The 22,505-nt window shown below is 73.3% G+C and carries 21 protein-coding genes; 15 read left to right on the top strand and 6 right to left on the bottom strand.

Translation table 11 applies throughout. The features are described from left to right. Positions 1-37 precede the first annotated feature (37 nt). The 5 genes from rimO (at position 38) to JIW86_RS13095 (ending at position 3,635) form a co-directional block, all read left to right on the top strand. The gene (gene rimO, locus JIW86_RS13115) at positions 38-1,531 is read left to right on the top strand and encodes a 30S ribosomal protein S12 methylthiotransferase RimO (RefSeq protein ID WP_257553917.1); all 1,494 of its coding nucleotides are present in this window, start codon (positions 38-40) and stop codon (positions 1,529-1,531) included. After that, positions 1,528-2,184: a CDP-diacylglycerol--glycerol-3-phosphate 3-phosphatidyltransferase gene (gene pgsA / locus JIW86_RS13110; protein ID WP_215142159.1), complete on the top strand. Its 657-nt coding sequence runs from the start codon at positions 1,528-1,530 to the stop codon at positions 2,182-2,184. Before rimO ends, pgsA begins: the two co-directional genes overlap by 4 nt. Then, positions 2,181-2,729, top strand: a complete 549-nt coding sequence (locus JIW86_RS13105) for a CinA family protein (RefSeq protein WP_257553916.1) — start codon at positions 2,181-2,183, stop codon at positions 2,727-2,729. Before pgsA ends, JIW86_RS13105 begins: the two co-directional genes overlap by 4 nt. A 109-nt stretch (positions 2,730-2,838) precedes the next feature. Continuing rightward, the gene (locus JIW86_RS13100) at positions 2,839-3,219 is read left to right on the top strand and encodes a helix-turn-helix domain-containing protein (RefSeq protein ID WP_069922226.1); all 381 of its coding nucleotides are present in this window, start codon (positions 2,839-2,841) and stop codon (positions 3,217-3,219) included. 170 nt (positions 3,220-3,389) lie between these two features. Further along, a complete protein-coding gene (locus JIW86_RS13095) occupies positions 3,390-3,635 on the top strand; it encodes a hypothetical protein (protein WP_257553915.1) in 246 nt (81 codons plus the stop codon). Here the strand turns inward: JIW86_RS13095 and JIW86_RS13090 are convergent. Both JIW86_RS13090 and JIW86_RS13085 read right to left on the bottom strand, forming a co-directional pair. Next, positions 3,583-4,353, bottom strand: a complete 771-nt coding sequence (locus JIW86_RS13090; RefSeq protein ID WP_215142161.1) for an SDR family NAD(P)-dependent oxidoreductase — start codon at positions 4,351-4,353, stop codon at positions 3,583-3,585. The genes JIW86_RS13095 and JIW86_RS13090 overlap by 53 nt on opposite strands. Positions 4,354-4,385: 32 nt before the next feature. Next, positions 4,386-5,207, bottom strand: a complete 822-nt coding sequence (locus JIW86_RS13085) for an Fpg/Nei family DNA glycosylase (RefSeq protein WP_257553914.1) — start codon at positions 5,205-5,207, stop codon at positions 4,386-4,388. Between the two features lie 224 nt (positions 5,208-5,431). Here JIW86_RS13085 and JIW86_RS13080 point away from each other — a divergent pair, with 224 nt between their 5' ends. Beyond that, entirely contained in the window at positions 5,432-6,139 is a 708-nt protein-coding gene (locus tag JIW86_RS13080) for an NADPH-dependent F420 reductase (RefSeq protein WP_257553913.1), read from the top strand. On the opposite strand, the gene JIW86_RS13075 is transcribed toward JIW86_RS13080, so the two are convergent. Beyond that, positions 6,140-10,756 carry an ATP-dependent helicase gene (locus tag JIW86_RS13075; RefSeq protein WP_257553912.1) on the bottom strand — a complete coding sequence of 1,539 codons (4,617 nt, stop codon included), beginning with the start codon at positions 10,754-10,756 and terminating at the stop codon, positions 6,140-6,142. It lies immediately after the preceding gene. A gap of 80 nt (positions 10,757-10,836) precedes the next feature. On the opposite strand from JIW86_RS13075, the gene JIW86_RS13070 reads away from it, so the two are divergent. From JIW86_RS13070 to JIW86_RS13055, 4 genes are all read left to right on the top strand, one after another. Continuing rightward, the gene (locus JIW86_RS13070) at positions 10,837-11,673 is read left to right on the top strand and encodes an AraC family transcriptional regulator (protein WP_257553911.1); all 837 of its coding nucleotides are present in this window, start codon (positions 10,837-10,839) and stop codon (positions 11,671-11,673) included. 109 nt (positions 11,674-11,782) lie between these two features. Continuing rightward, complete coding sequence (locus JIW86_RS13065; protein ID WP_257553910.1) at positions 11,783-12,736, top strand: IS481 family transposase; 954 nt, start codon at positions 11,783-11,785, stop codon at positions 12,734-12,736. Positions 12,737-12,855: 119 nt separating this feature from the next. Further along, positions 12,856-13,563, top strand: coding sequence for an AzlC family ABC transporter permease (locus JIW86_RS13060; protein WP_257553908.1), 708 nt, complete (start codon positions 12,856-12,858; stop codon positions 13,561-13,563). Further along, a complete protein-coding gene (locus tag JIW86_RS13055) occupies positions 13,560-13,868 on the top strand; it encodes an AzlD domain-containing protein (RefSeq protein WP_257553907.1) in 309 nt (102 codons plus the stop codon). The genes JIW86_RS13060 and JIW86_RS13055 overlap by 4 nt, the downstream gene beginning before the upstream one ends. Here the strand turns inward: JIW86_RS13055 and JIW86_RS13050 are convergent. Further along, positions 13,837-14,793: a hypothetical protein gene (locus JIW86_RS13050; protein WP_257553906.1), complete on the bottom strand. Its 957-nt coding sequence runs from the start codon at positions 14,791-14,793 to the stop codon at positions 13,837-13,839. The genes JIW86_RS13055 and JIW86_RS13050 overlap by 32 nt on opposite strands. Before the next feature lie 81 nt (positions 14,794-14,874). On the opposite strand from JIW86_RS13050, the gene JIW86_RS13045 reads away from it, so the two are divergent. Together JIW86_RS13045 and JIW86_RS13040 are read left to right on the top strand one after the other, a co-directional pair. Further along, positions 14,875-15,069, top strand: a complete 195-nt coding sequence (locus JIW86_RS13045; RefSeq protein ID WP_257553905.1) for a DUF3046 domain-containing protein — start codon at positions 14,875-14,877, stop codon at positions 15,067-15,069. A 223-nt stretch (positions 15,070-15,292) separates the two neighbouring features. Next, positions 15,293-16,381, top strand: coding sequence for an AI-2E family transporter (locus tag JIW86_RS13040; protein WP_322975616.1), 1,089 nt, complete (start codon positions 15,293-15,295; stop codon positions 16,379-16,381). Here JIW86_RS13040 and JIW86_RS13035 read toward each other — a convergent pair. Both JIW86_RS13035 and JIW86_RS13030 read right to left on the bottom strand, forming a co-directional pair. Next, positions 16,335-17,090 (bottom strand): Clp protease N-terminal domain-containing protein, encoded by a 756-nt coding sequence (locus JIW86_RS13035; protein WP_257553904.1) that lies wholly within the window; start codon positions 17,088-17,090, stop codon positions 16,335-16,337. The two genes, JIW86_RS13040 and JIW86_RS13035, sit on opposite strands and share 47 nt — an antisense overlap. Positions 17,091-17,151: 61 nt before the next feature. Continuing rightward, positions 17,152-17,940, bottom strand: coding sequence for a hypothetical protein (locus tag JIW86_RS13030; protein WP_257553903.1), 789 nt, complete (start codon positions 17,938-17,940; stop codon positions 17,152-17,154). Between the two features lie 233 nt (positions 17,941-18,173). Between JIW86_RS13030 and recA the strand changes: the two genes are divergently transcribed. The 3 genes from recA to JIW86_RS13015 all read left to right on the top strand — a co-directional run bounded on the left by recA (position 18,174) and on the right by JIW86_RS13015 (position 22,483). Then, positions 18,174-19,286: a recombinase RecA gene (gene recA / locus JIW86_RS13025; protein WP_215142183.1), complete on the top strand. Its 1,113-nt coding sequence runs from the start codon at positions 18,174-18,176 to the stop codon at positions 19,284-19,286. Positions 19,287-19,289: 3 nt separating this feature from the next. Then, positions 19,290-19,853 (top strand): recombination regulator RecX, encoded by a 564-nt coding sequence (recX, locus tag JIW86_RS13020; RefSeq protein ID WP_257553902.1) that lies wholly within the window; start codon positions 19,290-19,292, stop codon positions 19,851-19,853. 71 nt (positions 19,854-19,924) lie between these two features. After that, a complete protein-coding gene (locus JIW86_RS13015; RefSeq protein WP_257553901.1) occupies positions 19,925-22,483 on the top strand; it encodes an FtsX-like permease family protein in 2,559 nt (852 codons plus the stop codon). Positions 22,484-22,505: the final 22 nt, after the last annotated feature.

The following is a 22,505-nucleotide window of genomic DNA, read 5'->3' as shown; positions in this document are numbered from 1 at the left end:
GCGGGGGCCGCCGCCGGGACGAAGTAGTCTTGAGTCCATGCCCGAACGCCGTACCGTCGCCCTTGTCACTCTTGGCTGCGCCCGTAACGAGGTGGACTCGGAGGAGCTCGCAGGCCGCTTGGCGGCGGATGGCTGGGAGCTCGTCGAGGACGCCGCCGACGCGGACGTTGCCGTCGTCAACACCTGTGGCTTCGTCGAAGCCGCCAAAAAGGACTCCGTAGACGCCCTGCTCGAAGCCAATGATCTGAAGGATCACGGCAAGACGCAGGCCGTCGTCGCCGTCGGCTGTATGGCCGAGCGCTACGGCAAGGAACTCGCCGAAGCGCTCCCCGAGGCGGACGGCGTGCTCGGTTTCGACGACTACGCCGACATCTCCGACCGCCTGCAGACCATCCTCAACGGCGGCATCCACGCCTCCCACACCCCGCGCGACCGGCGCAAGCTGCTGCCGATCAGCCCGGCGGACCGCCAGGAGGCCGAGGTCGCACTGCCCGGCCACGCGCAGGAGCCCGAGGCCGCCCCCGCGGACCTCCCCGAGGGCGTCGCGCCCGCCTCCGGGCCGCGCGCGCCGCTGCGCCGCCGCCTGGACAAGAGCCCCGTCGCCTCGGTCAAGCTGGCCTCCGGCTGCGACCGGCGCTGCTCCTTCTGCGCCATCCCGTCCTTCCGCGGCTCCTTCATCTCCCGCCGCCCCAGCGACGTACTGGGCGAGACCCGCTGGCTCGCGGAGCAGGGCGTCAAGGAGATCATGCTGGTCTCCGAGAACAACACCTCGTACGGCAAGGACCTCGGTGACATCCGGCTGCTGGAGACCCTGCTGCCGGAGCTGGCCGAGGTCGACGGCATCGAGCGCGTCCGCGTCAGCTACCTCCAGCCGGCCGAGATGCGGCCCGGTCTGATCGACGTACTGACCTCGACCCCCAAGGTCGTCCCGTACTTCGACCTGTCCTTCCAGCACTCGGCCCCCGACGTGCTGCGCGCCATGCGCCGCTTCGGTGACACCGACCGGTTCCTGGAGCTGCTGGACACCATCCGCACCAAGGCCCCGCAGGCCGGCGTCCGGTCCAACTTCATCGTCGGCTTCCCCGGCGAGAAGGAGTCGGACTTCGCCGAGCTGGAGCGTTTCCTCACCCACGCGCGCCTCGACGCCATCGGCGTGTTCGGCTACTCCGACGAGGACGGCACCGAGGCGGTGACCTACGACCACAAGCTGGACGAGGACACCATCGCCGAGCGGCTCGCCCACATGCAGCGCCTCGCCGAGGAGCTCACCTCGCAGCGCGCGGAGGAGCGGATCGGAGAGACGCTGGAGGTACTCGTCGAGACGGTGGTTCCGCTCGACGAGGCGGAGGACGGCGAGGGTGCCTACGGGCGCGCCGCCCACCAGGCCCCCGAGACCGACGGCCAGGTCGTCTTCACGGACGGCACGGGCCTGGTCCCCGGGCGTATCGTCACGGCGAAGGTGGTCGGCACCCTGGGTGTGGACCTGGTGGCCGAGCCCCTTGGCATGGATCTTGAGGAGGCGGCCGGATGACCGGAGCCCCGGCATCTGCGGCGGGCGGGACCGGCCGCCGGCCCGCGCCCGGCGCGAAGCTGGGAGCCGCGGCGGTCAATCAGGCCAGCCTGTGGAACATCGCCAACATCCTGACGATGATCCGGCTCGTGCTGGTGCCGGGCTTCGTCTTCCTGCTGCTCGCCGAGGGCGGCTACGACCCGGCCTGGCGGGCCTGGGCCTGGGCGGCGTTCGCCGTCGCCATGATCACGGACATCTTCGACGGGCACCTGGCCCGGACGTACAACCTGGTCACGGACTTCGGCAAGATCGCCGACCCCATCGCCGACAAGGCGATCATGGGGTCGGCGCTGATCTGCCTCTCCTGGCTCGGCGACCTGCCGTGGTGGGTCACCGGGCTGATCCTCGGACGGGAGCTCGGGATCACGCTCCTGCGTTTCTGGGTGATCCGCTACGGAGTGATTCCGGCCAGCCGGGGCGGCAAGCTGAAGACCCTGGCGCAGGGCACGGCCGTGGGCATGTACGTGCTCGCACTGACCGGCCCGCTGGCGACCTTGCGCTTCTGGGTGATGGCGGTCGCCGTCGTGCTGACCCTGGTCACCGGTTTGGACTACATCCGGCAGGCGGTCGTCCTGCGCCGCCAGGGTCTCGCCGCGGAGCGGGCTGCCAGGTGACGGACGCGGCGGGGGATTCCCCGGAGGCGCTGGACGCGTCCGGGGTGGCGGCGGAGGTGTTGCGGCTGCTCGCGGAGCGTGACCAGACCCTCGCCGTCGCCGAATCCCTGACCGGCGGCATGGTGGCCGCCGAGCTGACCGCCGTCCCCGGAGCCTCGCGCTCCTTCCGCGGCTCGGTCACGGCGTACGCGACGGAGCTCAAGCACCGGGTCCTGGGGGTGGACGCCGGGCTGCTGGCGGCCGAAGGTGCGGTGAACGCGCAGGTCGCGGAGGAGATGGCGGCCGGGGTGCGGCGCGTGATGGGCGCTTCGTGGGGAATCGCGACCACGGGAGTGGCCGGTCCCGACCCGCAGGACGGGCAGCCGGTGGGCACCGTTTTCGTCGCCGTGGAGGGTCCGGCAGGCAGGAAAACGGCCCGGCTGAGGTTGAACGGCTCCCGTGCGGAAATTCGTAGGGAGAGCGCACGGACAGTGCTCGAACTTCTCTCGAGCCAACTCCGTGAGAATGCGCGGGGGCAGGATACGGAACAGAACGGGGGGATTTGATGTTTGCAGCCCTGAGTGAACACGACATCGCTCCCCGCACGGCCGCGGCGCGAGGCGGTACGGTGGGGCGTGAAGGATGCGGCTACACGGTCAGAGGAGGGAGCCACCGATGATTCTGCTCCGTCGCCTGCTGGGTGACGTGCTGCGTCGGCAGCGCCAGCGCCAGGGCCGTACTCTGCGCGAAGTCTCCTCGTCGGCCCGAGTTTCGCTCGGCTATCTCTCCGAGGTGGAGCGGGGGCAGAAGGAGGCATCCTCCGAGCTGCTCTCCGCGATCTGCGACGCGTTGGACGTACGGATGTCCGAGCTGATGCGCGAAGTCAGCGATGAACTGTCGCTGGCCGAGCTGGCACAGTCGGCCGCGGCAAGCGAACCGGTGAGTGTGCCGGTCCGCCCGATGCTCAATTCGGTCTCCATGGCTTCGGTCACGGCCGGGCCGGAGCGGGTGACCATCAAGGCGCCTGCGGAAGCGGTGAATGTCGTAGCCGCGTGAGCGAGTACGTGAGCGTATGAGTGTGGCCGGAGCCCCGGCCGGTGCGTAATGCACCGGCCGGGGCTCCCGGCTGTTCTGGGTGCGGGGCCAAGGCGGGTGCGGGAGGATGGTGCGGTCCGGGCTCCGGCCCTCCCCCAAACTCCGTCCGGGGGGACCCCCAGGGAGGTACCGTGCGGCCGTTCCTGACAGCCCTCGCGTTGGCGGTGGGGGTGCTGTGGTGGTGGGCCGTGCTGCGGCTGGCCCTGGCGCCCGCGGAGTCCGGGCCCGTGGAGGGTGCGGTGGCCGTGGGGGGCTGGGGTCTGGGGCTGCTGCCGGTGCACTGTGTTCCGGGCCCGGTGCGCAAGGCCGCCGGGGCGGCGGGGGCTACCAGGGCATCGACACTCCGCCGTTCGGGCGCAGAATCTGGCCCGTCATGAAGGACGAGGCGTCCGAGGCCAGGTAGAGCACGGCCTGGGCGATGTCCTCGGGCTCGCCGACCCGGCGCAGCGGGGACATGCGGACCATCACGGCCTCGGTCTGGTCCTGGACCTCGGCGCCGTGCCGGCCGGTCATCGGAGTGCGGATCCAGCCGGGGGCGACGGCGTTGACCCGGATGCCGTGCGGGCCGGCCTCGGTGGCGAGCGTCTTGGTCAGCTGGACGACGGCGGCCTTGGCCGCGCTGTAGCAGAGCAGACCGGGCTGGGCGGCGTCCACGGCCCCGGAGGCCATCGTGACGATCGAGCCGGGGCGGCCCGCGGCGATCATGGAACGGGCGGCTTCCTGGCAGGTGCGCAGGACGCCCTTGAAGTTGATGTCCAGGACCCGGTCGAGGTCCTCGTCGGTGGTCTCCAGGACGCTGCTGGTGTGCATGACCCCGGCGATGGCCGCGGCGATGTCGAGCGGGCCCGCGGCGGTGACGGCGGCCCGCAGGGCGGTTCGGTCGGTGACGTCGAGGGCGTGGACGGTGGCGGCGCCGCCGGCCTTGGCGACGAGGGCGGCCGTCTCGGCGAGCCCCTGTTCGTCGCGGTCCGCGCAGTGCACGTGCGCACCCGCCTCGGCGAGGAGGACGGCGGTGGCACGGCCGATGCCGCTCGCCGCGCCGGTTATCAGGGCGGTGCGGCCGGTGAGGTCGTACGAGGCTGTGGGTGTGGGCATGCCGGGACCGTACGACCGGATCTGACGGAGCGTCAACCAGCGGGCCGGGGTCGGTCCGGGGCCGTGGTCGGGCCGGTCTGGCAGCGGGGGCACCAGTAGGTGGGGCGGCCGTCCTGGGGGGCCTCGCGGACGGGGGTGCCGCAGCGCAGGCAGGGCCGGTGGCTGCGGCCGTACACGAAGAGGTCCTGGCCGGGGCGGCGGCTGCCGGTGGTGTTGCGGGGGCCGGGCCGGTCGCCGGTGTTCGCGGACAGGAGGCGGTGGGCCGCGGCGGCCAGGCGGGGGAGGGTGGCCTCGGGGAGCGCGCCGACCGGGGTCCAGGGCGTGACCCCGGCCAGGAAGCAGAGCTCGCACTTGTAGATGTTGCCGATCCCGGCGAGGTTGCGCTGGTCGAGCAGGGCCTCGCCGAGGGGGCGCTCGGGGGCGGCGAGCAGGTTGGCGGCGGCCCGGTCCGGGTCCCAGTCGGGGCCGAGGAGGTCGGGGCCGAGGTGGCCCACGGCCCGGTCCTCGTCGGCGGTGCGGATCAGTTCCAGGACGGGCAGGCGGTAGCCGACGGCGGTGTCCTCGGCGGTGCCGAGGACCGCCCGGATCTCGTGGGCGGGACCGCCGTGCCACTTGGCACCCGCGGGGAAGACGTGCCAGGCGCCGTCCATGCGGAGGTGGCTGTGCAGGGTGAGGCCGCCCTCGAAGCGGGCGAGGAGGTGCTTGCCGCGCGGGGTGACGTCGAGGGTGGTGCGGCCGGTGAGGTCGGCCGTGGCGAAGCGGGGGACGCGGAGGTCGCTGCGGGTGAGGGGCTTGCCGGCGAGGGCGGTGTGGAGGCGGGTCGCCGCGCGCCGGACGCTGTCTCCTTCGGGCATGACGCCATTGTCCCGCCGGGGGTGGGGCGGGCGGCCCGAGGAGGGGGCGCCGCCCAGGCCCGGCGATCGGTTCCTCGGCCAGTCCGGCGATCCGCTCGCGGCGGTTCGGGCCGTGTCGCCGAGTGCGGCGCGGTTTCTCGGTCACTGTGGTCAGGCTCCGGGGGGAACGGACAGGCCCCCCGGGACGACGAGAACGGCCGGAACGGCCAGAACGGAGCGTCGCAATGAAGGTCGCAGTCCTCGGAACGGGTGCGGGCGGACGAGCGCACGCGGCCAGGCTGGTGGAGCTCGGGCACGAGGTGATCTTGGGGACCCGGGACTCGCAGGACACGCTCAGCCGTACCGAACCGGACTTCATGGGCATCGAGCCGTACGAACAGTGGCTCGCCGACTACCCGGGCATCCAGCTCATGCACTTCGGTGAGGCCGCGGCCGCGGCCGACTTCGTCATCAACGGGATCGACGGCGCCGGCGCGGTGGGTGTGCTCGGCGGCATCGGCAGACAGCTGGCCGGCAAGACTCTGATGGACTACGCCGTTCCGTTCATCTACAACCCGGAACAGGCCCACCCCTGGCCCACTCCGTGGGGGGTGATGCCGGCTCTGGACCCTGTGGACCACGACAGCCTGGGGGAGCGGATCCAGCGGGCCCTGCCCGCGGTCAAGGTCGTCAAGGCGTGCGTCACCCAGGAGCAGGAGACGGTCGTCGACCCGCAGAGCGTCGGCGGTGGTGACCACACGATCTTCATCGCGGGAGACCACGACGATGCCAAGGCGGAGGTGACCGGCCTGCTGCGGTCCTACGGCTGGCAGGACATCCTCGACCTCGGTCCGCTCGTCTCCTCGCGGGGCATGGAGATGTACTCCCACATGCACAGCGCGATCCAGTTCGCGCTCGGCGGGGCCCGCTTCGGCATCAAGGTGGTCCGGTGATCACTGGCGCAGGCGCAGGCCGCGGGGCGTCGCGTGGAAGCCCGCCGCCTCCAGGGCCGGGCCCAGCGGGGAGGTCAGGGAGGCCGCGGCGTTGATGCGTTCCACCGTGAGGGCGGGGAGCGTGCCCGTACGGGAGGCGGCGGCGAGGGCCTCGACGGCCGCCGTCAGGCGGGGGTCGCCGGAGTCCGGCCAGGCGAGGAGGGTCTTGCCGCCGCGCTCCAGATACAGGGTGAGCTCGCCGTCGACCAGGACCACCAAGGAGCCCGCCTTGCGGCCGGGCTTGTGCGTGGCCCCAGCCGGGGGCTCCGGCCAGGGCAGGGCCGCCCCGTACGCGTTCGCCGGATCGGCGGCGGCCAGTACCACCGCCGCCAGCGGGGGCGGGGTCCGCTCGGCGGCCCGGAGGCGGTCCACCGCGCCGTCCATCGCGAACTGGGCCGCGCCGAGCCCCTCGACCACGTAGCCCCGGCGGGCCTGGCCGCTGTCCTCGAAGGCCGACAGGACGCGGTAGACCGCGCTGAAGCCGCCCTCCACCCCTTCGGCGGCGACCGCGCCCCGGGTCACCACCCCGTGCCGGTCCAGCAGGGTCCTGGCCAGGGCGTGGGCCCGGTGGGTCGGGTCGGGGGCCTGGGAGGGGAGGAGGGACCAGCGGCCCGAGACCGTGGGCGGGCCCGTACGGGACACGGTCGCGCTGAGCGTGCCGTACCGCCCGCGCGGCACCGTTCGCCGGGCCCGGTGGGCCGTCGAGCCGGCCGTACGGCCCGAGCCGAGCAGCGCCCGCAAGGGGCCCAGGGTGTCGTTGGTGAGCCGGCCCGACCAGGCCAGGTCCCACACCGCCTCCGAGAGCGCGATGTCGGAGGTCTCGGGAAGCGCGTCCCGGACCGACTCGGCGATCTGGCGGAAGAACAGCCCGTATCCGCCCGAGAGGCACTCCAGGACCGCCTGGTGCAGAGGGCTGAGCTCCAGGGGGTGCGGCGGGGGCAGCAGCAGCGGAGCGGCGTCCGCCAGATACAGGGAGATCCAGCCGTCCTTGCCCGGGAGGGCCCCGGCGCCCGCCCAGACCACCTCGCCCGCCGTGGTCAGCTCGTCCAGCAGGCCGGGGGAATAGCCGCTCACCCGGGACGGGAGGATCAGGCGCTCCAGCGCCGAGGCCGGGACCGGGGCGCCCTGGAGCTGCTCGACCGCCCGGGCCAGGCCGTCGATGCCGCGCAGGGCGCCGCCCAGGTGCTGCCACTGCGGGAGGAAGGTGGCCAGCGAGGTCGGCGGGACCGGCTCCAGCTCCTGGCGCAGCGCGGCCAGCGAGCGGCGGCGGAGCCTGCGCAGCACCGTCGCGTCGCACCACTCCTGGCCGATGCCCGCCGGATGGAACTCGCCCTCGACCACCCTCCCGGCCGCCGCCAGCCGGTGCAGGGCACCCTCGGTGACCGCCGGGCCCAGACCGAAGCGGGCGGCGACGGCGACCGTGGTGAACGGCCCGTGGGTACGGGCGTACCGGGCCAGGAGATCACCGAGCGGCTCCTTGACCGGCTCGGTGAACGCCTCCGGGACGCCGACCGGGAGCGCCGTGCCCAGGGCGTCGCGCAGCCGGCCCGCGTCCTCGATCGCCGCCCAGTGGTCCGCGCCGCCGATCCGGACCCGGATGGCCCGGCGGGCCGAGGAGAGCGCGGGTGCCCAGGCGGGCTCCGCCCCGCGCTCGGCCAGCTCGGCGTCGGTCAGCGGCCCCAGCATGCGCAGCAGGTCGGCCACCGACTCGGCGTCTTTGGCCCGCCGGTCCTCGGTGAGCCACTGGAGCTCCCGCTCCAGCTCCTCCAGGACCTCCGCGTCGAGCAGTTCGCGCAGCTCCGCCTGGCCCAGCAGCTCGGCCAGCAGACGCGAGTCCAGCGACAGCGCGGCCGCCCTGCGCTCGGCCAGGGGCGAGTCGCCCTCGTAGAGGAACTGGGCGACGTAACCGAACAGGAGGGAGCGGGCGAAGGGCGAGGGCTCGGGGGTGGTGACCTCGACCAGGCGGACCCGGCGGGCCTCGATGTCCGCCATCAGCTCGGTCAGGCCGGGCACGTCGAAGACGTCCTGGAGGCATTCGCGTACGGCTTCCAGCACGATCGGGAACGAACCGAACTCCGAGGCCACTTGAAGCAGTTGGGAGGCGCGCTGGCGCTGCTGCCACAACGGGGTGCGCTTGCCCGGACTGCGCCGCGGCAGCAGCAGGGCGCGGGCCGCGCACTCGCGGAAGCGGGACGCGAAGAGCGCCGAGCCGCCGACCTGGTCGGTCACGAGCTGGTTGACGTCACCGTGGTCGAAGGCGACGTCGGCCGCGCCGAGCGGGGCCTGTTCGTCGTCGAACTCGAACGGCGCCGGCGCGGTGGGGTCGTGGTCCAGCAGGTCCATGGAGAGCAGATCGGCGTCCGGGAGGCGCAGCACGATCCCGTCGTCCGCGTGCATGACCTGCGCGTCCATGCCGTACTTCTCGGCGAGGCGGGCGCCCAGCGCCAGCGCCCACGGGGCGTGCACCTGGGCACCGAAGGGGGAGTGGACGACGACCCGCCAGTCGCCGAGCTCGTCGCGGAACCGCTCGACCACGATGGTCCGGTCGTCCGGCACGTGACCGCAGGCCTCGCGCTGTTCGGCGAGGTACGCCAGGACGTTCTCCGCGGCCCACGCGTCCAGGCCGGCCGCCAGCAGCCGCAGCCGGGCGTCCTCGTCGGTGAGGCCGCCCAGCTCGCGGAGGAACGCGCCGACCGCGCGGCCCAGTTCGAGCGGGCGGCCCAGCTGGTCACCCTTCCAGAACGGCAGCCGGCCCGGCACCCCGGGTGCCGGTGTCACCAGGACGCGGTCGCGGGTGATGTCCTCGATCCGCCAGGAGGTGGTGCCGAGGGTGAACACGTCCCCGACGCGGGACTCGTAGACCATCTCCTCGTCGAGCTCGCCGACCCGGCCGCCGCCCTTCTTCGGGTCGGATCCGGCGAGGAAGACGCCGAAGAGACCGCGGTCCGGGATGGTGCCGCCGGAGGTGACCGCGAGGCGCTGGGCGCCGGGCCGGCCGGTGATCGTCCCGGCGACGCGGTCCCACACCACCCGGGGTCTGAGCTCGGCGAACGCGTCCGAGGGATAGCGGCCCGCCAGCATGTCCAGCACCGCGGTGAACGCCGACTCCGGCAATGCGGCGAAGGGCGCCGCCCGGCGGACCAGCGCGAGGAGGTCGTCCAGCTGCCAGGTGTCCATCGCGACCATCGCGACCAGCTGCTGCGCCAGGACGTCCAGGGGGTTCGACGGGATGCGCAGAGACTCGATGGAGCCGGTGCGCATCCGCTCGGTCACCACGGCCGCCTGCACCAGGTCGCCCCGGTACTTGGGGAAGACCACACCGGTGGAGACCGCGCCCACCTGGTGCCCGGCGCGCCCCACCCGCTGGAGGCCGGAGGCCACCGACGGCGGGGACTCCACCTGCACCACCAGGTCCACGGCGCCCATGTCGATGCCCAGCTCCAGGCTGGAGGTGGCGACCACGGCGGGCAGCCGGCCCGCCTTCAGATCCTCCTCCACCAGGGCCCGCTGCTCCTTGGAGACGGACCCGTGGTGGGCCCGGGCCAGCAGCGGCGGGGCGCCCTGGGCGGCGCCCGACTGGGCCATGATCTCCGCAGGGGGAGAGCCCTCGGGGAGCTTCTCGCCCATGGCGCGCTCGTACGCGATCTCGTTGAGCCGGTTGCACAGCCGCTCGGCGAGGCGGCGGGAGTTGGCGAACACGATCGTGGAGCGGTGCGCCTGCACCAGGTCCGCGATCCGCTCCTCCACATGCGGCCAGATGGAGGGCTTGTCCCCGCCCTCCCGGCCCTCGGTGGCGGGAGAGCCTCCCCCTGACTTCGTCGGGGGGACCCCCACCAACTCGCCCATGTCCTGCACCGGGACGACCACCGACAGGTCGAACTCCTTGTCCGACGGCGGCTGCACGATCTCCACCCGGCCGCGCGGCGCGAGGTACCGGGCCACCTCGTCCACCGGCCGGACCGTCGCCGACAGCCCGATCCGGCGCGCCGGGCGCGGCAGCAGCTCGTCCAGCCGCTCCAGGGACAGGGCGAGGTGGGCGCCGCGCTTGGTCCCGGCCACGGCGTGCACCTCGTCCAGGATCACGGTCTCGATCCCGGCCAGCGCGTCCCGGGCGGCCGAGGTCAGCATCAGGAACAGCGACTCGGGCGTGGTGATGAGGATGTCCGGCGGGCGGGTGGCCAGCGCCCGGCGCTCGGCGGGCGGGGTGTCGCCCGAGCGGATCCCGACCCGGATGTCCGGCTCGGGCAGGCCGAGGCGCACGGACTCCTGGCGGATCCCCGTCAGGGGGCTGCGCAGGTTGCGCTCCACGTCCACGGCCAGGGCCTTCAGCGGCGACACGTACAGCACGCGGCAGCGCTTCCTCGCCTCGGCCGGAGGCGGTGCCGAGGCCAGCCGGTCCAGGGCGGCCAGGAAGGCGGCCAGCGTCTTGCCCGAGCCGGTGGGCGCCACGACCAGCACGTCGGAGCCCTGCCCGATCGCCCGCCAGGCACCCTCCTGCGCGGCGGTGGGCGTACGGAAGGCCCCCGTGAACCAGGAGCGGGTCGCGGGGGAGAACGAGGCGAGCGCGGAGCCGGACATGCCCCCATCGTGCACCCCGGCACTGACAACGGGCCGGACCTGCGGGAACACCCCTGACCGGCCGGGCGCAGAATGGGGAGATGGGGACGGACGAGGGGCGCCGGGAATGGGCCCGGCACTGGCAGTACCCGGAACTGCCCGGGCTGGATCTGCTGCGCGCCCACTACGTACGCCACACCTTCCCGCGCCACGCCCACGACGGGTACGTCATCGCGGCCGTCACCGGCGGCGTCGAGGAGATCGGCCTCCCCGGCGGCACCGTGCGCGCCGGGCCCGGCAGCGTGGTCCTGATCAACCCCGAGGTGGCGCACACCGCGCGGGCCGGGGCGCCCGAGGGCTGGGCCTACGCCACCCTCTACCCCTCCCGCGACCTGATCACCGAGGTCGCCGCCGACATCGGCACGCTGCGCGGTACCCCCGGATTCACTGCCGACATGGTCGCCGACGCGCAGGGCTCCCGGGTGATCGCCGAGGTCCACCGGGCCGCCGAGGCCGGAAACGCGCTGGCTGCCGACACACTGCTGCGGGGTGTGGTGGCGCGGATGCTCAGCCGCCACGCGGGCCCGCTGCCCGCCCGTACGGTCCGCCGCGCCGGCGCCGCCGACGCCGAACGGGCCCGGGCGGTCCTGGAGGAGCGGATGGCCGATCCGCCGTCGCTGGAACAGCTCGCGGCGGAGCTGGGGACCAGCCCGTTCGCACTGCTGCGGGCCTTCCGGGATCGGTACGGGATGCCGCCGCACACCTGGCTGACCGACGCCCGGGTCCGGCGGGCGCGCAGGCTGCTCGGCGCGGGCACCCCGCCGGCGGAGGCGGCCGTCGCCGTCGGCTTCACCGACCAGCCGCACCTGAACCGGCACTTCACCCGCATCGTGGGGGTCCCGCCGGGCGCGTACCGGCGGGAACGGGCCGCCCGCTAGGTGTGTTGTCCCGGGACGTTGGTGACACGCGTGCTGGGTTCTTGAAATGGGTGAGGGCCTCCGGGTTCGGTGTGGATTGCGACATCTGCACCGATCCGAGGAGGCCCTCGTGGTCCACCGTAATGCCCCGCTGACCGAGACCGGACGACTGCGCCTGGCGCGTTGTGTCGTGGACGACGGCTGGCCCGTGCGGCGGGCAGCGGAACGTTTCCAGGTCAGCCACACCACCGCGGCCCGCTGGGCCGGCCGCTACCGCACGCTGGGCGTCGCCGGAATGAGTGACCGGACCAGTCGCCCCCACCACCAGCCCGCCCGGACACCGGCCACGGTCGAGGAACACGTCCTGCGACTGCGGCGCGAACACCGCATCGGCCCCCTGCGGCTGGCCGCCCGCTGCGGGATCGCGCCCTCCACCGCCCACCGCATCCTGATGCGCCACGGCCTGCCGCCACTGGCCACCCTGGACCGCGCCACCGGCGAGCCCGTCCGCCGCTACGAACGGCAGCGGCCCGGCGAACTCGTCCACATCGACGTCAAGAAACTCGGCCGGATCCCCGACGGCGGCGGCCACCAGGCCCTCGGCCGCGCCGAGGGCCGCCGCAACAAGACCGGCGCGGGCTGGGCCTACCTTCACACCGCCCTCGACGACCACACCCGCCTCGCCTACACCGAAGACCTCCCCGACGAGACCGCCCCCACCTGCGCCGCCTTCCTGGCCCGGGCCACCGCCTGGTTCGCGTCCCTGGGCATCACCGTCGAACGCGTCCTGACCGACAACGCCTGGGCCTACAGCAAGAACACCTGGCGTCAGACCTGCAGTGATCTGGGCATCAGCCCCCGCTGGACCAGGCCCTGGCGGCCGCAGACCAACGGCAAGGTCGAACGCTTCCACCGCACCCTGCTCGAGGAATGGGCCTACCAGCGGCCCTACACCTCAGATCACCAGCGCCAGGAAGCGTTCACCGACTGGATCGACTGGTACAACTACCACCGACCCCACACCGGCATCCAAGGCCAAACACCCGCCAGCCGCGTCACCAACCTGCCCGGACAACACAGCTAGGTCCTGTCCAGGCCGCGCGGGCCCGCGAAGACCGCCCGGACAGGGCCTAGGCGCGCGCAAGAACGTACAAGACGGCTCGGCCGGGCCCCGCATAGTTTCGGGGCGTGGGAGAGCAGCGGATGGTCACAGAGCCAGAGACACGGGAGACCCCGGCGACGCCGGGGCGGCCGCGCGCCGTCGTCGTGCGCGACGCACTCGGGGTGGGGGTGGCCGTCGGGCTGTCCGGGTTCGCGTTCGGGGTGACCGCCGCGGGGGCCGGCGTCAGCGTGCTGCAGGCCTGCGTGCTGAGCCTGCTCGTCTTCACCGGCGCCTCGCAGTTCGCCCTGGTCGGGGCGCTGGCGGCCGGTGGCAACCCGTTCACCGCCGCCGCCGGGGCCTTCTTCCTCGGGACGCGGAACGCCTTCTACGGGCTGCGGCTGTCGCAGCTGCTCGCGCTGCCGCGCGCCGTACGGCCCTTCGCCGCGCACTGGGTCATCGACGAGACCACCGCCGTCGCGCTGGCCCAGCCGGACCGCAAGTCCGCCCGGCTCGGCTTCACCGTCACCGGGCTCAGCCTCTACGTCCTGTGGAACCTCACCACCCTGCTCGGGGCGCTCGGCGCCGAGGCCATCGGCGACACCGCCGCCTGGGGGCTGGACGCCGCCGGGCCCGCCGTGTTCCTCGCCCTCCTCGCGCCGATGCTCAAGACCGCCACCGAGCGGGCCGTCGCCGCCCTCGCGCTCGTCCTCGGGCTGGGATTCCTGCCCGTACTGCCCGCCGGGGTGCCCGTGCTGATCGCCGCGCTGGCCGCGCCCGCCGTGCTGTGGATGAAGGGACGCCGCTCGTGAACGTCTGGATCGCCATCGGACTGACCGTCCTCGGCTGCTACGCCGTCAAGCTCGCCGGGCTGCTCGTCCCCGCAGGGGCCCTGGAACGGCCGCTCGTGCGCCGGCTCGCCGCCCTGCTGCCCGTCGCCCTGCTCGCGGCCCTCACCGCCCAGCAGACCTTCAGCACCGGCAGCGCACTCGTGCTCGATGCCCGCGCCGCCGGGCTCGCGGCCGCCGCGCTCGCCCTGCTGCTGCGCGCGCCGTTCCTGCTCGTGGTCGCCGCCGCCGTCGTCGTCACCGCGGGGGTACGGGCCCTGGGCGGCTGACCCCGGCCGGCAGGCGCCCGTACGCGCGCAGCGTCAGCAGCGCCTCCAGTGTGGCGATCGGCCGCCGCTCCAGCGAGCTGCCCGGCGCCCAGGCCCGCCGGCGCACCGGCCAGCCGCCGTCCGGCTGCTGCTCGGCGGCCAGGAAATCCAGCGCCCGGGCCATCTCCCTGTCGGTGAACCAGCTCCGGGCCAGCGACTCCGGGCGGCGCGCGAAGTCGTACGCGAACAGGTGCTCGCCCGGCGCGTAGCCGGGGAACAGCGGGTACTGCGAGCGTCGCCACGGGTCCAGCACCGCGAGGTTCCGCTCGCGCACCAACCGCCCCAGCCGGTCCGCGGCCGCCACGGCACGGGCCCGGTCGGGGGCGCCGTCGAGGAAGGCCACCGCGCTCTGGACCTCGTACGGATGCGACTGGCGCAGGCTCTCGATCCGGTCCCAGCAGAAGTCCGTGGCCCGGAAGAGCCAGGCGTGCCAGACCCGGTTGCGGTGCAGCAGGCCGACGACCGGGCCCGTGGTCAGCAGTTCGCCCGGCGGGTCGTCGTACATCGGGTGGTACGGGGCGACGGGATAGCCGCCCGGGGCCGGCGAGATCACCGGAAGGGCGCCCTCCGGGGTGGAGACCATGGTCAGGTGGCGGCACAGCCTCTCGATGCGCTGCCCGGCGCAGCGGCCCAGGCCGTCCAGGACGCGCAGCGCGTGCGCGGTGTGCAGGGGCTGGCTGAGCGGGCCGCGCAGATCCGGATCGAGGGCGTGCCCGTAGCCGCCGTCGCCGTTGAGGTAGGAGCCGAGGGCGGTGTCCACCGGGTCGGCGTCCCCTCCGAGGAAGTGGAATGCGAACCGCCGCTGTTCCAGCACCCGCGCCGTGAGCCAGATGAACCGCTCGGCGCGGGCCAACGGGGTCAGCAGGGAAGCTTCGTCTCCAGGCATGCGTGCAACGTAGGACGCGGCGGAGCGGCGGGGAGGGGCGAACGCGGCCGGTGCACTCTCCCGGGGCGGGATACTGGAGGCATGCGGTTGACGATTTTCTGGGAGCGGATGGCCGAGCACTTCGGTGCGGGCTACGCCGAGTCCTTCGCGCGGGACCACGTCATGACCGAGCTGGGCGGGCGGACCGTCCACCAGGCGCTGGACGCCGGCTGGGAAGCCAAGGACGTGTGGCGCGCGGTGTGTTCGGCGATGGACGTGCCGGCCTCGCTGCGGTAGCACGCCGCCGCCGAGGGGCGGGTACGGGGCACCGCTTCGCGGTCCGGGCCGCCGGTGGGACAGACTTGGCGGCGTGGCAGCCAGTGATGAGACGACGACCGATCAGCCCGCAGACGCCCATGGAGTGACGCAGCCGCAGCCTGCTGACCCCGCCGCGCAGGCCGCACCCGCCGGGCCCGGGATGCCGCCCGCCGGGAGCGCCCCGGCCGGGGCGGACGCTCGGATGCCGCGCTGGCTGCCGCGCGCCGTGGTCCTCGTACTGGCCCTCGTCGCCTGCTTCCAGCTCGGCAGCTGGGCCTTCCACCAGCTCATCGGGCTGCTCGTCAACATCCTGATCGCGTTCTTCCTCGCGCTCGCGGTCGAACCCGCGGTGGCGAGGATGGCGGCCCGCGGCATGCGCCGCGGGCTCGCCACCTTCCTGGTGTTCCTCGCGGTGTTCGTCCTGGGCGCCGGCTTCCTCGCGCTGCTCGGCTCGATGCTCGCCGGGCAGATCATCGAGATGGTGGAGGGCTTCCCGGGCTACCTCGACAGGGTGATCAACTCGATCAACTCGACGTTCCACACCGAGCTGTCCCGGCTGGAGATCCAGGACAGCCTGGTGCGCTCCGACTGGCTGCGCAAGTACGTGCAGAACAGCGCGACCGGCGTGCTCGACGTGTCCGCCACCGTGCTCGGCGGACTTTTCAAGCTGCTGACGATCGGGCTGTTCTCCTTCTACTTCGCCGCCGACGGGCCGCGGCTGCGGCGCGCGCTGTGTTCCGTACTGCCGCCCGCGAAGCAGGCCGAGGTGCTGCGCGCCTGGGAGATCGCCGTCACCAAGACGGGCGGGTACCTCTACTCGCGCGGGCTGATGGCGCTGATCTCCGGCATCGCGCACTACATCGTGCTGGTGATCCTCGGGGTGCCCTACGCGCCCGCCCTCGCCGTGTGGGTGGGGCTGGTCTCCCAGTTCATCCCCACCATCGGCACCTATCTGGCGGGCGCGCTCCCGGTTCTGATCGCCTTCACCGTCGACCCCTGGTACGCGCTGTACGTCCTCGGATTCGTGGTGGTCTACCAGCAGTTCGAGAACTACGTCCTGCAGCCCAAGCTGACTTCGAAGACCGTCGACATCCACCCGGCGGTGGCCTTCGGCTCGGTCGTCGCGGGCACCGCCCTGCTGGGCGCGGTCGGGGCGCTCGTCGCGATCCCGGCCGTCGCCACGCTGCAGGCGTTCCTCGGCGCGTACGTGAAGAAGTACGAGCTGACGCGGGACGCGGACGCCTCTACTTCGCGGCCTCGCCGCCGAGTACGGCTGCCAAGGCTTCGGTGACGGCGGCCTCGACGGCGGCCTTGTCCACACCGAGGCCGGTCAGCGGGCCCTCGCCGTGCTCCTGCTCCAGGAGCGCGAGGAGGATGTGCTCCGTGCCCACGTAGCCGTGGCCCAGGCGCAGGGCTTCGCGGAAGGTGAGCTCCAGGGCCTTCTTGGCGGAGGCGTCGAAGGGGATGAGGTCGGGGACGTCCGCCGCTGCCGGGGGCAGGGTGGCGGTCGCCGCGGCGCGTACGGCGTCGGCCGCGACCCCCTGGGCGGTCAGCGCGAGCGCCGCGAGGCCCTCGGGCTCGGCGAGCAGGCCGAGGACCAGGTGCTCGGTGCGGATCTCGGTGTTGCCGGCGGCGCGGGCCTCGTTCTGCGAGACCATGACGACGTTGCGGGCACGGGGGGTGAACCGGCCGAAGCCCTGGTTGGGGTCGAGGCCGGCGTCGCCCTCCTTGTCGGCCTTGGGCACGAAGCGCTTCTGGGCGGCCTGGCGGGTGACGCCCATGCTGCGGCCGATGTCGGTCCAGGAGGCGCCGGAGCGGCGGGCCTGGTCGACGAAGTGGCCGATGAGGTGGTCGGCCACGTCGCCCAGGGCCTCGGCGGCGACGACGGCGCCGCTGAGCTGCTCCAGGGTGTCGGGATGGACCTTCTTGATGGCCTCGATGAGGTCGTCGAGGCGGACCGGTGTGGTCATGCGAACGGGTTCCACGGAAGGGTTCGTCATGAGTGCAACCCTAGGTTGACAGTCTTGTGACTGTCAACCCGTGGTTGTCACCCTGTTGTGGCTACGAGGCCGCCCCGGAGGCCTTCGCGAACTTCTCCCACTGGGCCGTGACCACCTCCGCCGGCACTCCGCCGAAGTCCTTCGTGTCGATGGCGTCGGACCGGAAGGAGAGCGTCACCGGTCCGGAGCGGATCACCGTCAGGTACTTGTACAGCGAGATGTCCTTGTCCTTCACGTCCTGCACCACGATCCGGTAGGCCAGCGCCTCGTCGCCCAGCGCGGGCGCCTTGACCGGCTCCACCTTGAGGACCTTCCCCTCGGCGAGCGCGCGGTCCTCGGTGTAGCCGCCGGCGCACTGCCGGCCCGCCTCGGCCAGGGCCTTCATCGCCGCGGCCGAACCGCCGTCCTTGTAGGAGCGCAGCAGGATGTCGGTTCCGACGGCCTGCCACTCGCCGGGAACCCCGGTCTTGGCGTAGGCCTGGGCGGTGTGGCCGGCCTTGCCGAGGCTCGTGAGCGGTCCGCACGCCTCGGGCTTGGCCTCGTACAGCTCGCTCATCGGCTCGTCCAGCAGCGGTTCCGTGGCCTCGTACGGTCCGGCCTTGTCGCCCGGCGCGAGGGCAAAGGCCTTGAGCTGCTCGACGGGCGGTCCGGGCGGGCCGCCCGGGCTCTGGGTCTGGCCGTGGCTGTGGCTCTGGCTCGCGGACGGAGTGGCCTTGTCCTGCGTGCCCGCCCCGCACCCGGCGGTGCCGGCGGTCAGTGCCGCACCGATCAGCGCGGCGGCCGCCGTACGCCGGACCTTCGCGTACCCCGCCGTGTCCCGCATCCCCTGCGTCCGTTGTATCCCCTGCATTTCGTGCATCCCCCTCGAGATCGTGCCGGAGCCATGATTGTGCGGGGTGCCGGACCGCGGGGTGCCGGTGAGGGCGGGAGGACGGCGCGCGGCGTGGTGCGCTTGACAGGGAAATCGAACATCCATTCTGATGAGTTATCCACAGCCGAACCGGTCGTGGAGGCGCATTGTCAGTGGCAGGCATTAGCGTCAATGGCGTGAAGCGATCGACTCAAGCAAACCGGGTGGAACCCATGGCAGGCACCGACCGCGAGAAGGCTCTCGACGCCGCGCTCGCACAGATTGAACGGCAATTCGGCAAGGGTGCGGTCATGCGCCTCGGCGACAAGCCGAACGACCCCATCGAGGTCATCCCCACCGGGTCGACCGCGCTGGACATCGCCCTCGGCGTAGGCGGGCTGCCCCGCGGCCGCGTGATCGAGGTGTACGGGCCGGAGTCCTCCGGTAAGACGACCCTGACCCTGCACGCCGTGGCCAACGCACAGAAGGCCGGCGGCACCGTCGCCTTCGTGGACGCCGAGCACGCGCTCGACCCCGAGTACGCGAAGGCCCTCGGCGTCGACACCGACAACCTCATCCTGTCCCAGCCGGACACCGGCGAGCAGGCGCTGGAGATCGTGGACATGCTCGTCCGCTCCGGCGCCCTCGACCTGATCGTCATCGACTCCGTGGCGGCCCTGGTGCCGCGCGCCGAGATCGAGGGCGAGATGGGCGACTCGCACGTGGGTCTCCAGGCCCGCCTGATGAGCCAGGCGCTCCGGAAGATCACCGGTGCGCTCAACCAGTCGAAGACCACCGCGATCTTCATCAACCAGCTCCGCGAGAAGATCGGTGTGATGTTCGGCTCGCCGGAGACCACGACCGGTGGCCGCGCGCTGAAGTTCTACGCCTCCGTGCGTCTGGACATCCGCCGCATCGAGACCCTCAAGGACGGCACGGACGCGGTCGGCAACCGCACCCGCGTCAAGGTCGTCAAGAACAAGGTCGCGCCGCCGTTCAAGCAGGCCGAGTTCGACATCCTCTACGGCCACGGGATCAGCCGCGAGGGCGGTCTGATCGACATGGGCGTGGAGCACGGCTTCGTGCGCAAGGCCGGCGCCTGGTACACGTACGAGGGCGACCAGCTCGGCCAGGGCAAGGAGAACGCGCGGAAGTTCCTCTGCGACAACCCCGCCCTCTCCGACGAGATCGAGCGGAAGATCAAGGAGAAGCTGGGCGTGGGGGTCCGCAAGGACACCGAGACCGCCGAGGCCGGTGCTGCGGCGGCCGACGCCACCGCCGCCGCCGTCCCCGCGCCCGCGTCGAAGGCAAAGACGACGGCCAAGGCCGCCGTGGCCAAGAGCTGACCCGTGCGGGAGCAGGAAAGGGGCGGCAGGGACCGCGGCGGCCGTGAAGGCCGCCAGGAACTGCCGCCCCAGAGTCCCGAGGAGCAGGCGCGGGCGATCTGTCTGCGCCTGCTCACGGGGAGCCCGCGCACCCGGCGCCAGCTCGCGGACGCCCTGGACAAGCGGGGCATCCCCGAGGAGGTGTCGCAGCAGGTCCTCTCCCGGTACGAGGAGGTGGGCCTGATCGACGACGCCGCCTTCGCCGGGGCCTGGGTCGAGTCCCGGCACCGCGGCCGGGGCCTGGCCCGCCGGGCGCTCGCACAGGAACTCCGGACCAAGGGGGTACACGCCACCCTGGTGCAAGAGGCCCTGGAGCAGCTCGACTCCGACCAGGAGGAGCAGACCGCCCGGGAGCTCGTGGAGCGCAAGCTCCGCGCGACCCAGGGCCTGGAGCGCGACAAGCGGATCCGGCGCCTCGCCGGGATGCTCGCCCGCAAGGGGTACCCGGAGGGCATGGCCCTGCGCGTGGTCCGCCGCGCGCTGGAGGCGGAGGGCGAGGACGCCGACGATCTGGAGCATCCGGGGTAGGGATAGCCCCCGGCCGCGGACGCCGGGGTACGCCAATGTCAGGAGGCGTGCCCGGCGGCAGAGTTGGCCGCATGATGCTGCGTTACGCCCTTCAGACCCTGAGAGACCGCAAAGCGGGTTTCCTCGGCGCCTTCGTCGCGCTGCTGTGCGCCGCCGCCCTCGTCACCGCCTGCGGGACGCTCCTGGAAACGGGACTCCGCGGAAAGATCGGCACCGAGCGCTACGCGGCCACGCCCGTCCTCGTCTCCGCCGACCAGAACGTCCACGAGACCACGGTCAAGGAGAAGAAGGGCAAGACCAAGACGAAGCACAAGGCCAAGCCCGTCGCCGAGCGGGCCTGGCTCCCCGCCGCCACCCTGGAGGCGGTCCGTGCCGTGCCCGGCGTCGAGCGGGCCGTGCCCGAGCTCACCTTCCAGGCCGTACCGCTGGTCAGGGCCCCCGGTGAGCCCAGGCCCTCGTACGGGCACGCCTGGACCTCCGCCGAGCTGACCCCCTTCACCCTCGCCGGGGGACGCGCACCCCGGGACGCCGGCGAGGTCGTCATCGACCGCGCGCTGGCCGACCGCGCCGCACTGACGCCCGGCTCCGAGCTCACCGTGCAGTCCACCGGCGAACCGAAGACGTACCGGGTGAGCGGGATCGCGACCACCCCCCGCGGCGACCTCGTCCGCCAGAGCGCACTCTTCTTCAGCGACGCCGAGGCCCAGCGGCTCGCCGCACGCGGCGGACAGGTCAGCGCCATCGGCGTGCTGCCCCGGCCCGGTACCGACCCCGGCGAACTGGCCGGCCGGGTCGAGCAGGCCCTGAAGGGCACCACGGCGGCTACGGCGCAGGTCGGCACGGGGGACGAGCGCGGGCCGGTGGAGTTCCTCGACGCCGCCGGGGCCCGGACCAAGCTGGTCTCCATGGGCGGCGCGATGGGCGGCACCTCGCTGCTCGTCGCGATCCTCGTGGTCGTCGGCACCTTCGCCCTCTCCGTCCAGCAGCGCCACCGCGAACTCGCCCTGCTGCGGGCCATCGCCGCCACCCCCAGGCAGCTGCGGCGGATGATCAGCCGGGAGGCGCTGCTGGTCGGCCTGGCCGCCGGAGTCACCGGGGCCTTCGCCGGGCTGCCGCTCGCCGCCTGGCTGTACGGCCGGTTCATCGACAGCGGAGTCGTCCCCCCGGTCCTGGAGCGCACCGCCGGCATCTTCCCGATGTTCGCCGCCGTAGCCGCGAGCCTGCTCGGAGCCTGGGCCGCCGCGCGGATCACCGGCCGGCGGATCGCCCGGATCCGCCCCGCAGCGGCCCTCGCCGAAGCCGCGCTCGAGCCGCGCCGGCCCGCCTGGATCCGGACCGTGCTCGGCATGCTGCTGCTGGCCGGCGGGGCGGTGCTGGTCGTGGTGCTCGCCTCGCTGCGTACCGAGCCGGCGTCGACCCCGGTCACCTTCCTCGCCGTGGTGGTCCTGGCCGGGGCGGTCTCGCTGCTCGGCCCGCTGCTCGTACGCGGCGCCACCGCGCTGCTCGCCGGTCCGCTGCGGCTGGCCGGGGCGGGCGGCCACCTCGCCACCGCGAACCTGCGCGGCAACTCCACCCGGATGGCCTCCGCCGTCACCCCGCTCGCCCTGCTCGTCGGCATGACCTCCACGGTGCTCTTCATCACCCCGACGCTCGGGGACGCGGCCCGGGCGCAGGCCCGCGACGGGGTCAAGGCCGGATGGGTGCTGGCCGCGCAGGGTCCCGGCGTCTCGGGGGAGGCGGCGGAGCGGATCCGCCGGACCCCCGGGGTCACCGCGGCCACCGAGATCGTGCACACGACGGTACGGGTGGGGCTCGCGAAGTACGGAGCGCAGGGCGTGACCCCGACGGGGCTGACCCGGACCTGGGACCCCGCGGTCACCGCCGGGAGCCTGGACGGATTCGGGGAGGGGACCGGGACCGCGGCGGTCAGTGAACTCGCCGCCGACCAGCTGGGGTTGAAGCCGGGGAGCGCGCTGCGGCTGACGCTGGGCGACGGGACGCCGGTCACCCTGACGGTGTCGGCCGTGTACGCGCGGGGGCTGGGCTTCGGGGACATCACGCTGCCGCACGCCCTGGTGGCCGCGCACGTGGACAATCCGCTGGCCGCCGGTGTCCTGGTGGCGGCGGAACCGGGCACCGGGCGGGAGCAGTTGGCCGCGGCGGTGCGGGCGTACCCGGGGGTGGCGGTGCTGTCCGCACGGGATGCCGACGAGGCACGGGCGGAGCGGCAGGCTGCCGGGGCGGAGATCAACCTGCTGGCGATGGGGCTGGTGCTGGCCTTCACCGCGATCGCGGTGATGAACACCCTGGCCATGTCCACCGCCGAGCGGGTACGGGAGTTCGCGATGCTGCGGCTGGCCGGGGCGAAGCGCAGGCAGGTCCTGCGGATGCTTCGGGCGGAGGCGCTGGCGGTGGTCCTGATCGGGTCCGTGCTGGGGTCGGGGATCGCGCTGGCCGTGCTGACCGCCTTCAGCGTGGGCATGACGGGGGCGGCGGCGCCGGCCGTGCTGCCGGTCGCGTACGCGGTGGTGGTGGGGGTGGCCGGGCTGCTGGCCCTGGCGGCCACCGCCCTCCCGGGCCGGGTCGCGCTCCAGGTCCCGCCGGTGGACGTGGCCACGGCCAAGGGCTAGGCCGGACGGGGTGTCCGGACCG

The organism is Streptomyces sp. NBC_00162 (assembly GCF_024611995.1).
Lineage (GTDB): Bacteria > Actinomycetota > Actinomycetes > Streptomycetales > Streptomycetaceae > Streptomyces.
Note: the sequence above shows the minus strand (reverse complement) of the source record. Positions and strands in the feature narration are given on the sequence as shown.

What these genes read in the sequence shown, in the direction of transcription:
- JIW86_RS13090 (WP_215142161.1), bottom strand. Translation starts at nt 4,353, where the DNA reads ATGCCCACACCCACAGCCTCGTACGACCTCACCGGCCGCACCGCCCTG.
- JIW86_RS13070 (WP_257553911.1), top strand. Translation starts at nt 10,837, where the DNA reads ATGGGGACGGACGAGGGGCGCCGGGAATGGGCCCGGCACTGGCAGTAC.
- rimO (WP_257553917.1), top strand. Translation starts at nt 38, where the DNA reads ATGCCCGAACGCCGTACCGTCGCCCTTGTCACTCTTGGCTGCGCCCGT.
- JIW86_RS13015 (WP_257553901.1), top strand. Translation starts at nt 19,925, where the DNA reads ATGATGCTGCGTTACGCCCTTCAGACCCTGAGAGACCGCAAAGCGGGT.
- JIW86_RS13045 (WP_257553905.1), top strand. Translation starts at nt 14,875, where the DNA reads ATGCGGTTGACGATTTTCTGGGAGCGGATGGCCGAGCACTTCGGTGCG.
- pgsA (WP_215142159.1), top strand. Translation starts at nt 1,528, where the DNA reads ATGACCGGAGCCCCGGCATCTGCGGCGGGCGGGACCGGCCGCCGGCCC.
- JIW86_RS13085 (WP_257553914.1), bottom strand. Translation starts at nt 5,207, where the DNA reads ATGCCCGAAGGAGACAGCGTCCGGCGCGCGGCGACCCGCCTCCACACC.
- JIW86_RS13050 (WP_257553906.1), bottom strand. Translation starts at nt 14,793, where the DNA reads ATGCCTGGAGACGAAGCTTCCCTGCTGACCCCGTTGGCCCGCGCCGAG.
- recA (WP_215142183.1), top strand. Translation starts at nt 18,174, where the DNA reads ATGGCAGGCACCGACCGCGAGAAGGCTCTCGACGCCGCGCTCGCACAG.
- JIW86_RS13035 (WP_257553904.1), bottom strand. Translation starts at nt 17,090, where the DNA reads ATGACGAACCCTTCCGTGGAACCCGTTCGCATGACCACACCGGTCCGC.
- JIW86_RS13060 (WP_257553908.1), top strand. Translation starts at nt 12,856, where the DNA reads ATGGTCACAGAGCCAGAGACACGGGAGACCCCGGCGACGCCGGGGCGG.
- JIW86_RS13100 (WP_069922226.1), top strand. Translation starts at nt 2,839, where the DNA reads ATGATTCTGCTCCGTCGCCTGCTGGGTGACGTGCTGCGTCGGCAGCGC.
- JIW86_RS13030 (WP_257553903.1), bottom strand. Translation starts at nt 17,940, where the DNA reads ATGCAGGGGATACAACGGACGCAGGGGATGCGGGACACGGCGGGGTAC.
- JIW86_RS13040 (WP_322975616.1), top strand. Translation starts at nt 15,293, where the DNA reads ATGCCGCGCTGGCTGCCGCGCGCCGTGGTCCTCGTACTGGCCCTCGTC.
- JIW86_RS13075 (WP_257553912.1), bottom strand. Translation starts at nt 10,756, where the DNA reads ATGTCCGGCTCCGCGCTCGCCTCGTTCTCCCCCGCGACCCGCTCCTGG.
- JIW86_RS13080 (WP_257553913.1), top strand. Translation starts at nt 5,432, where the DNA reads ATGAAGGTCGCAGTCCTCGGAACGGGTGCGGGCGGACGAGCGCACGCG.